11 protein-coding genes are annotated in these 14,330 nt (G+C 29.5%); all 11 read left to right on the forward strand.

Translation table 11 applies throughout. The annotated features are described in order from the left end of the window. Positions 1–95: 95 nt before the first annotated feature. The 11 genes from IR151_RS09245 to IR151_RS20450 all read left to right on the forward strand — a co-directional run bounded on the left by IR151_RS09245 (position 96) and on the right by IR151_RS20450 (position 14,326). Complete coding sequence (locus tag IR151_RS09245; RefSeq protein ID WP_227434230.1) at positions 96–1,343, forward strand: M16 family metallopeptidase; 1,248 nt, start codon at positions 96–98, stop codon at positions 1,341–1,343. Positions 1,344–1,377: 34 nt separating this feature from the next. Next, complete coding sequence (locus IR151_RS09250; protein ID WP_003419503.1) at positions 1,378–1,623, forward strand: YlmC/YmxH family sporulation protein; 246 nt, start codon at positions 1,378–1,380, stop codon at positions 1,621–1,623. Positions 1,624–1,632: 9 nt separating this feature from the next. Next, positions 1,633–2,856 (forward strand): aspartate kinase, encoded by a 1,224-nt coding sequence (gene dapG, locus IR151_RS09255; RefSeq protein ID WP_227434231.1) that lies wholly within the window; start codon positions 1,633–1,635, stop codon positions 2,854–2,856. A 111-nt stretch (positions 2,857–2,967) separates the two neighbouring features. Beyond that, positions 2,968–3,702, forward strand: coding sequence for a ClpP family protease (locus IR151_RS09260; protein ID WP_227434232.1), 735 nt, complete (start codon positions 2,968–2,970; stop codon positions 3,700–3,702). Between the two features lie 122 nt (positions 3,703–3,824). Then, positions 3,825–6,236, forward strand: coding sequence for an FtsK/SpoIIIE family DNA translocase (locus IR151_RS09265; RefSeq protein WP_227434233.1), 2,412 nt, complete (start codon positions 3,825–3,827; stop codon positions 6,234–6,236). A 2-nt stretch (positions 6,237–6,238) separates the two neighbouring features. Then, positions 6,239–7,297, forward strand: a complete 1,059-nt coding sequence (gene mnmH, locus IR151_RS09270; RefSeq protein ID WP_227434234.1) for a tRNA 2-selenouridine(34) synthase MnmH — start codon at positions 6,239–6,241, stop codon at positions 7,295–7,297. Then, entirely contained in the window at positions 7,291–8,625 is a 1,335-nt protein-coding gene (gene rimO, locus IR151_RS09275; protein WP_227434235.1) for a 30S ribosomal protein S12 methylthiotransferase RimO, read from the forward strand. Before mnmH ends, rimO begins: the two co-directional genes overlap by 7 nt. After that, the gene (pgsA, locus tag IR151_RS09280) at positions 8,612–9,154 is read left to right on the forward strand and encodes a CDP-diacylglycerol--glycerol-3-phosphate 3-phosphatidyltransferase (protein ID WP_227434236.1); all 543 of its coding nucleotides are present in this window, start codon (positions 8,612–8,614) and stop codon (positions 9,152–9,154) included. The genes rimO and pgsA overlap by 14 nt, the downstream gene beginning before the upstream one ends. Before the next feature lie 289 nt (positions 9,155–9,443). Next, positions 9,444–10,490 (forward strand): recombinase RecA, encoded by a 1,047-nt coding sequence (gene recA, locus IR151_RS09285; protein ID WP_227434237.1) that lies wholly within the window; start codon positions 9,444–9,446, stop codon positions 10,488–10,490. Between the two features lie 175 nt (positions 10,491–10,665). After that, positions 10,666–12,207 (forward strand): ribonuclease Y, encoded by a 1,542-nt coding sequence (gene rny / locus IR151_RS09290; protein ID WP_227434331.1) that lies wholly within the window; start codon positions 10,666–10,668, stop codon positions 12,205–12,207. A 325-nt stretch (positions 12,208–12,532) separates the two neighbouring features. Next, complete coding sequence (locus IR151_RS20450) at positions 12,533–14,326, forward strand: histidine kinase (RefSeq protein ID WP_227434238.1); 1,794 nt, start codon at positions 12,533–12,535, stop codon at positions 14,324–14,326. Positions 14,327–14,330: the final 4 nt, after the last annotated feature.

Here is a 14,330-nt window from a genome sequence, read left to right on the forward strand (position 1 = left end):
CTTATAATGTAATACATATAAAAATAAATAGAATTAGAACATAGTGTTTTCAATAATCCAATGTAAAATAAAGAATAAATTTTTAGGAGAATGTAATGTATAAGACAAAAATACTGGAAAATGGGCTTACAATAATTGGTGAAGAAATACCATATCTAAAGTCAATAACATTAGGTATTTGGATAAATGCAGGGTCTAGAATAGAAGAAGAAGAGGTAAGTGGAACTTCTCATTTTATAGAACATATGATGTTTAAAGGAACCAAAAATAGAACCTCAAAAGAGATTGCTAGCACAATTGACAATTTAGGTGGGCAAATCAATGCATTTACAAGTAAAGAATGTACATGTTATTATGTAAAATTAATAGATGAGCATATAGATACAGGAATAGATGTATTAAGTGATATGATACTAAATTCTAGATTTGATAAAAATGATATAGATAAGGAAAGACTTATAATACTGGAGGAACTTAAGATGTATGAAGATTCTCCAGACGATTTATCTTATGATTTATTAGTCGAAAATATATATGCTAATGATGGTTTAGGGATGAATATAATTGGGACAAAAGATTCTCTATACAATATAACTAAGGAATCTATGTTAGAGTACTTAAACAAATATTATATTCCAAATAATGCAGTCATTTCTATAGTTGGAAACTTTGACTTTGATGATATGGTAGATAAACTTAAATCTAAATTTGGAAACTGGAAAAAGAAAAATTTAAATATAGACATAACTGAGGCTACGTTTAATCCTTGTTTTATATCAAAAAATAAAGATACTGAACAGGTAAATTTGGCTATGTGTTTAAAAGGTATTCCATTTGAAAATGATGATGAAGTTTATTCAATGGCAGTGGTAAACAATATTTTTGGTGGAAGTATAAGCTCAAGACTTTTTCAGAAGATAAGGGAGGAAAAAGGGTTAGTATATTCAATATATTCATCACAAACACTATACAGAAAATGTGGTGAATTGGGTATATTTGCAAGTATGAGTACAGAAAATTTACAAGATGTTTATAATTTAATAAAAGAAGAAATTGAAAATATAAGAAAAAATTATCTTACAGAAAAAGAAATATTTGAAAGTAAGGAGCAACTAAAAGGTAATTATATATTGGATTTAGAAAGTACTAGCAGTAGAATGATGTCTACTGGTAAATCTATGTTATTGAGTAAAAAAGTAAAAACTACAGATGAAATACTTGAATGTATAAATAATGTTGATATTAATTCAGTAAAAAAAGTTGTTGATAAGGTATTCAATATAGAAAATATTGGTACATGTATAGTGGGAAGAGATGTAGAAGATATTCTGCACTTGGATTAATATCTTAAAAAGTAAATCTCTGGAGGTATAAAATATGAATTTATCTGAAATAGCAGGTAAGGAAATAGTTAACTTAGTCACAGGAGAAAGATTAGGAGTTATTGGAGAGTGTGACCTTATACTAGATGAAACTACAGGCGGGATATTGGCGCTTTTAATTCCAAAAGAAAAAGGCTTTTTTGCCAGAAGAAAAGATAAGTCATTTTTAGAAGTTCCATGGAGAAATGTAAAAAAAATAGGCAATGATATGATAATTATAGAATATGAGGGATATATTTAGGAGGAAAAAATGAGTATTTTAGTGCAAAAGTTTGGTGGGACATCAGTAGAATCATATGAAAAAATGAATGAAGTATGTAAAATAGTAAAAGCATACAGAGATAATGATGAAGAGTTACAATTAGTATTAGTAGTTTCAGCAATGGGTAGAAAGGGCGCTCCATATGCCACAGATACACTTATAAATCTATGTAATTCAGTAAATGACGAACCAAATAAAAGAGAACTTGATTTAATAATGTCTTGTGGTGAAATAATATCAGGGACAGTTCTTGCTAATTTATTAAATGCAAAAGGTATAGAATCTGTTTTCTTTACTGGTCAACAAGCAGGTATAATTACAAGTGATGAGTATTCTAATGCAAAAATAAAATATATAAACCCTAAAAAGGTAAAAAGAGCATTAGATGATGGTAAAGTTGTTGTTATAGCTGGATTTCAAGGTGTAACAGATGATGGTGAAGTAACGACTCTTGGAAGAGGTGGAAGTGATACATCAGCAGTTGCTATTGGTAAATCTTTAGAATGTGAGACAGTTGAAATTTACACTGATGTAGATGGTATAATGACTGCAGACCCTAGAGTAGAACCAAATGCTAAAGTATTGAGTTTTATAGATTATGAAGAAGTATTTCAAATGGCAGATAAAGGAGCTAAGGTAATACATCCAAGAGCAGTACAGTTGGCTAAAAGTGGAAATATAACTCTAGCAATAAAAAATACAATGAATCCAACTTTTGAAGGTACAAAAATAGGTTCTTTATGTAAGCATTTAGAACAAAATATAGAATATGAACAAGAAAAAGACCTTAAAGTTGCTGTTGCAAATAAAGATAGTGTTGCTCAAGTTAAGATTAAATCAGCAGAAGAAGTGTTTACAGAAGTATTAAATGAAATAGAAAAGAAACTTATAAATATAGATATGATAAATTTCTTTATATCAGAAAAAGCCTTTGTTATTGAAGATGCTGATATAAAAGAATTAAAAGAAATACTAGATAAATTTGAATTAGATTATGAAGTAAATAGAGATTGTGCTAAAGTAACATTGATATGTTCAAGAATAGCTGATGAAATGTCTGGTATCATGTCAAAAGTAGTTAGAGGGTTATCAAAAGCAGGAGTATCTCTTTTACAAACATCAGATTCAAATATGACTATATCTTGTTTAGTTAGTGAAGAAGATATGCATACAGCAGTACATGCAATACACCAACAATTTTATGTAAAATAAGAATCGTAATGCAATTACTTTTATTCAAAATTTAATAATTTTGCTTATATCTTAATATATTTGATTTATTTGGTAAAACTAAGTTAAATATACTTTGATAGGAGTTTTTTTATGAAAGATTATAAAGATGATAATGAAACATTTGATAAAGATAATTGTAGAAGAGATTCTAGCTGTGAGGAAAGAGAATGTATAAAACAATTTGGCACTAGTGAGATGCCTCCTCAGCCTCCTAAAGATACCCAATGTATAACTATAATTGGAGAAATTGAAGGTCATTTTATAGGAAATCCTCAGAAAAAAGCTACGAAGTATGAACATATAATTCCAATGCTTTATTCAATTGAAGAAAGTAATGATGTTAAAGGAGTACTAGTTGTTTTAAATACTGTTGGAGGAGATATTGAGGCAGGTCTAGCTATTGCAGAACTTTTAAATAGTACATCCAAAAAAGTAGTTACTCTTGTATTAGGGGGAAGTCATAGTATAGGTGTTCCTCTTGCTACTGCTGGTGATTACTCATTTATAGCTCCAACTGCAACAATGATTATACATCCTGTAAGAACAACTGGACTTGTAATAGGTATAAATGAAACTTTCGAGTATTTTAAAAAGATGCAAGAGAGAATAATTCAATTTATCATAAGAACATCTAATATCGAAAGAGATATACTTGATAAACTTATGCATGAGAAAGATGAGCTTATAAGTGATGTGGGTAGTGTTCTAATAGGAAAAGAAGCTGTAGATTATGGGCTTATAGATGAAGTTGGTGGATTAAAAGATGCTATTAAAAAATTAAAAGAGCTTATAAAAGAGTCAGAGGAAGAAAAAAATAATGATTAAAATTTGTTTAAATAATAAAATTTATGATATAATGATGTAATAAAGTAGGAGTGTTAGTGTTAAGGCATTAGCACTTTTTGCTATGAAGGGGTAAAACTTGCTAAAAATAAGGAGTGATATTAATGGCCACGAAAAAGAAGAAAAAAAAGAAGGTAAATACCTTAAGCTTTAATGCAGAATATCATAATTTGATAACCATATTTATAGGTGTATTTTTATTATATAGTTTAAATTCTAATTCTATGGGATGGATACCTGTGATAATGCAAAATCTCTTTAAAGGATTATTTGGAGGACTTTCCATAGCAATACCATTTATAGTAATTATAACAGGACTTCTAGGATTTTTTGATGGAAATGAATATATATATAGACTGAGAAAGACTAAATTATACTACATAATTATTTTATTTATTTTTGTATTTTATGGATTGTTAAATGCAGGAACTCTTCCTGTAGATAGCCCACTAAAAGGTAATATGTTTGATGATGTTATGAAATTGGGTGTAAGTGGACAAGGTAGTGGTTTAATAGCAACAACCATTGCGTATTATATGAGTAAAATATTTGGTATAGCAGGTGGATGGCTAATAAGTATATTTGCTCTTATACTTTCTATAATGTTTATATTTAATATTTCTATAAAAGACTTGGTATCAAATGCAAAGTCAAAATCTAAAGCATCAAAAGACAGTAATTTAACTTTTAAAGATAAAATTTCAAATATGAAAAAATCTGCAATAGATATGATAACTGATGAAGTGGATGATACTACTGTAAACAAGAAGCCTGGATTTTTTAAAGGGCTAATGTCAAAAGGTCGTGACAATGAAGATGAAGAAGATGAATATTTAGAAGAAGAAAATGGTGATGGTGTAGACGATAAAACTATTAAAATAGTTGGTTTTAACAAGGCAGAAGATGAATATTTAGAAATATTAGAAGGAACTCAAAGTATGCCAGAACTAGATGTTTTAAAAGAGTTACAGAAAGCTACAAATGAAAATTCAGTTGTAGAGACTAAACCAGAAAAGAAAGTTGATATAAGCAAATCTAATTTAGATGTAGAAAAAACTCAACCAATAAGCATTGTATCAGAGTCAAATAATGAAGACTATTCAAATTATAAAAAACCTGGTGTTGAACTTTTAAATAAAGTAAATAAAAAATCTGATGAAAATGGCAAAAAGAAGGTTTTAAAAAATGCCTCTCTTTTAGAAAAGACACTTTCAGATTTTGGAGTGGAAGCAAAGATTAATCAAGTTACAGTTGGTCCGACTATAACAAGATATGAGATACAACCAAGTCCAGGGGTTAAAGTAAGTAAAATTGTAAACTTAACTGATGATATAGCTTTGAGTTTAGCAGCTAAAAGTATAAGAATTGAAGCACCAATCCCTGGGAAAAGTGCAATTGGAATAGAGGTTCCAAATGAGGAAGCTCAAATGGTTGGAGTAAGAGAAGTTCTAGAAAGTGAAGAGTTTAATAATTTTGATTCACCTCTTGCAATGGGACTTGGAAAAGATGTAGCAGGTAAAATTATAATTGGAGATATAGGTAAGATGCCACATTTACTTATAGCTGGTTCTACAGGTTCAGGAAAGAGTGTCTGTGTAAACACTTTGATAAGTAGTATATTATATAAGGCAAACCCTGATGAAGTAAAATTACTTTTAATAGACCCAAAGGTAGTTGAACTTGCAAATTATAATGGAATACCACATCTTCTGATACCTGTAGTTACAGACCCTAAAAAAGCTGCTAATGCTTTAAACTGGGCAGTGACAGAAATGAATAGAAGATATAAATTATTTGCAGATGCTCAAGTAAAAGATGTAACAAGTTATAATGAAAAATCAGAGGAAAAATTACCTAAAATAGTAATAATAATAGATGAGTTAGCAGATTTAATGATGGCAAGCGCAAATGATGTAGAGGATTATATTTGTAGACTAGCTCAGATGGCCAGAGCTGCTGGAATGCACTTGATTGTAGCTACACAAAGACCATCTGTTGATGTCATAACGGGTGTTATAAAAGCTAATATACCATCTAGAATAGCATTTGCAGTGTCATCTCAAACTGATTCAAGAACAATACTTGATATGGGTGGAGCAGAGAAACTTTTAGGTAAAGGTGATATGCTATTTTACCCACTTGGAGCGGCAAAACCAGTTAGACTTCAAGGTGCATTTATATCAGAAAGTGAGTCAGAAAGAGTAATTGATTTTGTAAAAGACCAAGTTAAGGATGGAATAAAGTATGAGGAAGATATAATTGAAACTATATCTAAAGTTAACACATCAAAATCTAGTGATGAGGATGAATTTTTAAGTGAGGCAATAGAATTTGTTGTAGATAGTGGTCAAGCATCTGCTTCTATGTTGCAAAGAAGATTTAAAATAGGATTTAATAGAGCGGCTAGACTTATTGACTCTATGGAAGAAAGAGGTATAATTGGAGCTAGCGAGGGAAGCAAACCGAGAAAGGTACTAATAAGCAAACAAGATTTGCAGAATTTAGAAGGTGAATAGAATTGTCAGTTATAGAAATAGAAAAAGCACTTAAGCTAGAAAAAGTAGTTTTTGTAGATGTAAGAACAGAAGGGGAATATGAAGAAGACCATATATTAAATGCTTTTAATATGCCTCTTTTTAAAAACAATGAGCATAATGAAGTCGGAACTATTTATAAGATGCAGGGAAAACATGAAGCAATACAAAAAGGATTTGATTATGTATCATATAAGCTAAAGGATATATATTTACAGGCAGCAGAGCTTGCAGCAAATTATGATAATATCGTCATATATTGTGCAAGAGGCGGAATGAGAAGTGGAAGTATAGTAAATGTATTGTCATCATTAGGTGTAAATGTTTATCAACTTGAAGGTGGATATAAGGCTTACAGAAACTTTGTATTGGATTACTTAAGAAATATAATGAATACAAAGAACTTTATATCTGTGCATGGATTAACTGGTTCAGGAAAGACTGATTTATTGCATTTATTGAAGAAAAAAGAAATAGATGTATTAGATTTAGAAGGTATAGCTAAAAATAGTGGTTCAACCTTTGGTTTTATAACATTTGATGAGAAGCCACCATCTCAAAAGAACTTTGAAACTAATTTATTTGAAAGTATATTTTTCTCAAAGAAGGATTATATATTTGTTGAAAGTGAAAGTAAGCGAGTTGGAAGTGTCATAGTTCCTAATGAAATCTTCGATGCAATGATACGAGATGGGTATCATATACTACTGGAATGTGATATTGATAATAGAGTCAATAGACTTTGTAGAGATTATATTTATGGTAAAGGTGAAGATAATATATTGGTTTTAAAAGAGTGTATAAATAAATTCAGAAAAAGATTGGGTCATAAAGAAGTAGATGGATATATTGATTTATTAGAATCAGGTAAATATGAAGAGCTTGTAAAAAAATATCTTATAGAATATTACGACCCACTTTATATGCATTCAGTGGAAAAATATAAGTACAATAAAATTGTAAATTTTGATGACACACAAAAAGCCCTAGAAGATGTTATAGGCTTATATGAGAGCATATTGGAAGGAGAGAAAAAATGTTAAAGATAGCATTAGAATCATTAGGATGCTCAAAAAATTTGGTGGATGCAGAAATAATGATGGGAATTTTAAATAAAAAGGGTTATAAATTAATAGGAGATTTTGAAGAAGCTGATGTAATTATAGTAAATACTTGTGGGTTTATAGAGTCAGCTAAGCAGGAATCAATTGATACGATAATAGAATTTGCAGAATTAAAACAGACTGGTAATCTAAAGTTATTGATAGTAACAGGATGTCTAGCTCAAAGATACTCTGAGGAATTAAAAACTGAAATTCCAGAAATAGATGCAATAGTTGGTACAGGAAGCTACCAAAATATAGATGACATACTTAAAGATTTGAGTGAGAAACATCAAATTGTAAGCCTTGATGATATAGAGTTTGTATTTAATGAGGACCTACCAAGATATCTATCTACACCTAGCTATATGGCATACTTAAAAATTGGAGAGGGATGTTCCAATAATTGTACTTATTGTATAATACCTAAGCTTAGAGGTAAATATAGAAGTAGAAAATTTGAAGATATAATTAAAGAAGCGAATAAATTGGCTGAATCTGGAGTAAAAGAACTCGTAGTTATAGCTCAAGATACTACAAAGTATGGTTTTGATTTATATGGTAAAGAAAGATTACCAGAACTTTTAGAAGAGCTTGCAAAGATAAATGGGTTTAAATGGATAAGAGTCATGTACTCATATCCAGAATCAATAACAGAAGAACTGATTAAAGTTATAAAAGAACATGATAATATATGTAGCTATTTTGATATGCCAATACAACATGCAAGTAACAGTATTTTAAAGTTAATGAATAGAAAAACTAGTAAAGAGGATATATTAAATAAAATTAAACTTATAAGAAAGAATATACCAGATGCTATACTTAGAACTACGATAATAGTAGGTTTTCCTGGTGAAACAGAAGAAGATTTTAAACAGCTTGTAGATTTTGTCAAAGAAGTTAAATTTGATAGGCTAGGTGCATTTGCATATTCAAGAGAAGAAGATACACCAGCAGATAAATTACCAAATCATATAGATGAAGAAGTAAAAATACAAAGAAGAGATACTTTAATGATGATTCAACAAAAAATATCTGAAGAACTTAATGATAAAAAAATAGGAAAAACATATGAAGTCCTTATAGAAGAGCAAATAGAAGATAATGTATATACAGGAAGAACACAGGGTGATGCAGAAGAAATTGATAGTATAGTATATGTAAAAAGTGTAGATAATCTTGAAGTAGGAGAATTCGTAAGTGTTCAAATAAATGATGCAATGGAATACGATTTAATGGGAGATGTTGTATATGAACTTGCCTAACAAATTAACTTTGTTTAGAATATTTTTAATTCCAGTATTTGTTTTAATAATGTTATTTAATGTACCGAACAAGTTTTTATTAGCTTGTATTATTTTTATAGTAGCTTCAATTACTGATGCACTAGATGGAAAGATAGCTAGAAAGTATAACTTAGTTACTGATTTTGGGAAGTTTATGGACCCATTAGCAGATAAGTTATTAGTAATCTCAGCACTTACATGTATGATAGAAGATGGTCTTGTAAGTAGTTGGATGGTAATTATAATAGTAGCTAGAGAACTTACAGTTAGCATATTGAGGGCTATAGCAGCTGCTGATGGAAAAGTAATAGCAGCTGGTGGCAGTGGAAAGCTTAAAACGATAACTCAAATGATATCAGTAGTAATTTTATTGTTAGGGGCTCAGTTTGAAAATGAATTAATACTAAATATAGGTGGAATTCTTATACTTATAGCAACACTGCTTACTTTATATTCTGGATGGGAATACCTATATAAAAATAAAGAACTTTTCATGTCTTCTAAATAGAATATTATCATTTAATAATCATAAATTGATTGATTAATAAATAAAAAATAGCAACTTAAAATTTTAAAAATGTAAAAAAGGGTATACTATAATAGTATACCTCTTTTCTTTTTTAGGAATATTTTCTTTTGTGTATATAATTATTGATAATGGTTTATAAATAAAATGTAGCAAATAAAAATATAATCATTAGGAGCGTTTTTAAATTGACTAGGTTTGATTTATGTTATATAATTAATATATAACAAGAGAACAAATGTTTGTAGATAAATGAAGGGATGGTATAGAGATGAGTGTAGATCAAGAAAAATTAAAAGCGTTGAATGAAGCTTTAGGTAAAATTGAAAAAGATTTTGGTAAAGGTTCAGTAATGAAATTGGGAGAAGCAACGTCTATGTCTATAGATGTTATATCAACAGGAGCAATTGGTTTAGATATAGCTATTGGTATAGGAGGTCTACCTAGAGGGAGAATAGTTGAAATATATGGTCCTGAATCTTCTGGTAAGACGACTGTTGCACTTAGTTGTGTAGCATCAGCTCAAAAAAATGGAGGAATAGCTGCATTTATAGATGCTGAACATGCGCTTGACCCAGTATATGCAAAAGCATTGGGTGTGGATGTTGATAATCTAATCATATCTCAACCAGATACAGGAGAGCAAGCCTTAGAAATAGCAGAGGCATTAATAAGAAGTGGTGCAATTGATATAATAGTAATAGATTCAGTTGCAGCATTGGTTCCAAAAGCAGAAATAGACGGAGATATGGGTGATTCTCATGTAGGTTTACAAGCTAGACTTATGTCTCAAGCACTTAGAAAATTAACTGGTTCGATTAAAAAATCAAATTGTGTTGCTATATTTATAAACCAATTAAGAGAGAAAGTAGGAATAATGTTTGGAAATCCAGAAACGACTACTGGAGGACGTGCATTAAAGTTCTATTCATCTGTTAGATTGGATGTTAGAAAAATAGACACAATAAAACAAGGTGACAAGGTTATAGGAAGCAGAACAAGAGTTAAGGTTGTTAAAAACAAAGTAGCACCACCATTTAAACAATCTGAATTTGATATAATGTATGGAGAAGGTATATCAAAAATTGGAGATCTTTTAGATATAGCTGCTGACATAGATATAGTTAAAAAATCAGGCTCATGGTATAGTTACAATGACACTAAACTTGGACAAGGAAGAGAAAATGTAAAAAAATTCCTAGAGGATAATATGGATTTAACTAATGAAATAGATGAAAAAGTTAGAACATTTTACAATTTAAATGAGGTTAGTGAAGAAGCCGGTACTTTGGTATCAGAAGAAGTTGTTGAAAAATAAGTGAAAATATAAAAAAATAACTATTAAATAAGGACATACCACGCTCCCTATTAGCTTGACACAATGTTGAAAAAATTATAAAATTAAGTGAGGATAAAATATCTAAATTTAATTTTAATTATTAGGAATATTTTTTAATCATAGTGATGACATTTTGGGATTATTAACGAAGGAGGTGGATGTCATAGATAGTGTAGTAATGATTGTAATAGGTGCAGCTGTTGGTATTATAGCTGGATATTTTGTTAGAAAAAATATATCTGAAGCAAAAATTGGACAAGCTGAAAACTTGGCCAAAGAAATAATAGATAAAGCACACCACGACTCAGAAACAGTACAGAAAGAAAAGTTATTAGAAGCTAAAGAAGAGATCCATAAATGGAGAACAGAAGCTGAAAGAGAAAACAAAGAAAGAAGAACAGAAGTACAAAAGTATGAAAAAAGAGTAGTACAAAAAGAAGAAGTCTTAGATAGAAAATTACAAAATTTAGAATCTAAAGAAGTAAATTTAAGTGAAAAATTAAAGACAGTTGAAAAGAAAGAAGAAGAAGTTGAAGTAATAAAAACTCAACAATTGGAAAAATTAGAAAGCATATCAGGAATTACATCTGATAAGGCTAAAGAAATTATTTTAACAAATGCTGAGAGAGATGTAAGACGTGAAATGTCTATAATGATAAAAGAGATAGAAGGTCAAGCTAAAGAAGAAGCTGATAAGAAATCAAGAGAAATTATAGGATATGCAATTCAAAAATGTGCAGCAGATCACGTAGCTGAAACTACTGTTACAGTAGTAAGCTTACCTAATGATGAAATGAAGGGTAGAATAATAGGTAGAGAAGGTAGAAATATAAGGACTCTAGAAACTTTAACAGGGATAGACCTTATAATAGATGACACTCCAGAAGCAGTAATTTTATCAGGATTTGATCCAATAAGAAGAGAAATTGCAAGAATTGCTCTAGAGAAGTTAATAGCAGATGGAAGAATACATCCAGCTAGAATTGAAGAAATGGTTGAAAAAGCGAGAAAAGAAGTTGACAATATTATAAAAGAATATGGTGAACAAGCTGCATTTGAAACTAGTGTACATGGAATTCATCCAGAATTAATAAGATTATTAGGTAGACTTAATTATAGAACTAGTTATGGACAAAATGTTCTTAAACATTCTATAGAAGTTGCTCATATAGCTGGTATAATGGCTGCTGAGATAGGTGCAGATATTAGATTAGCTAAGAGAGCTGGTTTGTTACATGATATAGGTAAGGCTGTAGACCATGAAATGGAAGGTACACATGTTGAAATAGGTATGGATTTACTTAGACGTTATAAGGAATCTAAAGAAGTTATACATGCTATGAGTACACATCATGGAGATTATGAACCTCAAACAGTAGAAGCTGTATTAGTTACAGCAGCAGATGCAATATCAGCTGCTAGACCTGGTGCTAGAAGAGAGACTTTAGAAGCTTATATTAAGAGACTTGAAAAACTAGAAGAAATAGCTAATTCATACGAAGGTGTAGAAAAATCATTTGCTATACAAGCTGGTAGAGAAATTAGAATAATGGTAAAACCAGAAGCTATAAATGATGAAGAAATACACTTATTAGCTAGAGATATGACTAAGAAAATAGAGGATGAACTTGAATATCCTGGACAAATAAAAGTAAGTATAATAAGAGAAACAAGAGCTATAGAATATGCAAAATAAAATATAAATATCTAAATGATAATAAAAATATTTTTAAAAATTTAGATTTGCCACAGGATTTAATAATTTATCCTGTGGCTTTTTAATTTTCAAGGTATAAAATGATATAATTTGAAATAATTATAAGGCTGATAAATATTAATTATAAAGAATTAATAAAATTAATCCTTATATACACATTGTTTGTATAATTATTTAAGTTTGTTTGATATAATGAAGTGATAAAATAATCTATTATATCTAAATAAATATTTTTAGGTTATATAATTTTTTTATATATTCAAATATATAAAAGATATACATATATTTTATGGAGGAAACTATTGTGGAAAAGAAAACATCTAGATGGTATATGTATTATTTACCAGTATTACTAACTTTATCAGTAATACTGTTGTTTGTTTGTGCTTTTAAATCAGATAAACATTCAAATCCTCGAAGCAATCTTATTCCAGTTTCATTTATTGGAGAATTTAGAACATCTAATTCTGAAAATCTTCAGCCGTTTATCAATGTTGACTCATTGAATGATATAAGAAAAGAGTCTATTTATTTGCGTGGACATTTTAGCAGAAATATTCCAGCTGGAGAGACACTTTTGCTACATATCAGCCATCTAAAAGTTGATATTCGTGTATCTAATAAAGAGGTATTTTCCATACAAGAAGGTAGAGAAAATGCACTAACAAAGTCTACAGGTCATCTTTGGACAGGTTTTAAATCTGATGGAATATCGGTTGACGATTTAGTTGAGATAAATATACAACGAGTGTACCCTAGTGGGCGAGCATTACAATTAGTATGTTTTTTTGATGAAATGCAGATTGGCTCCAAGGGCGATTTAATTGTTAGTATACTCCACGAAAACAGGATTGGTCTTATATTTACTATGTTAACAATATCTTTTGGCTTATTTGGTCTAATTGCAAGTATCATTTTGTTTTTTTTGAAAAGTGAGCTAACACGTCAGATTTTTTTGTTATCATGTTTTGCTATATTTGGAGGAATTTGGTGTTTAGCAGATTTTAATATACTTACTCTTATTATCCAATCTCCAACTCTTGTCAGTATTTTGGAATTACTGTCGCAGTTTTTACTTCCAACTTTTTGTATACTTTATTTGTCTACTTACTTAACTGAGTGGAGATTGAACGTTATAAATTTATGTGTGTATTTAATTATGACTATCATACTACTTTGTGTTATTCTCCAAATACTTCATATTTATGATTTGCATGAGTTTCTGATTTTACAAAATAGCATCTGTATTCTAATTGTATTACTTGGTATGGGGTTCTTGGTTATTGAAATTATTATATACAGAGAATCTGATGCTAAGATTGCTTTGTTTGCTTATCTACCAGCAACTATAGGTGGTATTGCAGAAATAGCAAATTATTATACTATATACATTAGAAGTCTACCATTTTTTTGTACAGGTTTTCTAACCACTATTGTATTACAGATTGGGCATATGATGCTATCTATCAAGAGAAAGGAAAAGTTTCAACAGAGATTAGAGGGAGAATTGATGGAAAATCGTATTTCTATAATGCTTAGTCAAATACAGCCTCATTTTTTATATAATGCACTTAACACTATCCAATATTTGTGTAAACATGATTCTAACATGGCAGTTCATGCAGTAGAAAAATTTTCTTCTTATCTTCGTGGAAATATGGATTCTCTTACACAAAAAAAGCTAATTCCATTTGAAAAAGAATTAGCTCATTTAAAAAATTATTTGTACATAGAGTTATTACGCTTTGGAGAGCGTATAAAAATACATTATGAGCTTACAATTACTGATTTTTTTATTCCTGTTCTCACTATACAACCAATTGTTGAAAATGCGATACGACATGGTGTTACAAAACAAAAAGAAGGGGGAACAATTATAGTATCAACATTCAAGGATGAAAATAACATTTATATTGTTATAAAAGATGATGGAGTAGGTTTCCAACCCTTTGAAAGAGTTAATGATGGAAAAAGCCATGTTGGTATTCAAAATGTAAAAAGACGATTAGAGACACAATGTAATGGAATTCTAAATATAGAAAGTGGTATAGGAAAAGGTACAATAGCAACAATAATCATTCCTATTAGAAAGGGGTAAAATT

This window comes from Clostridioides sp. ES-S-0006-03, assembly GCF_020662275.1.
In the GTDB taxonomy this organism is placed as follows: Bacteria; Bacillota; Clostridia; order Peptostreptococcales; family Peptostreptococcaceae; genus Clostridioides.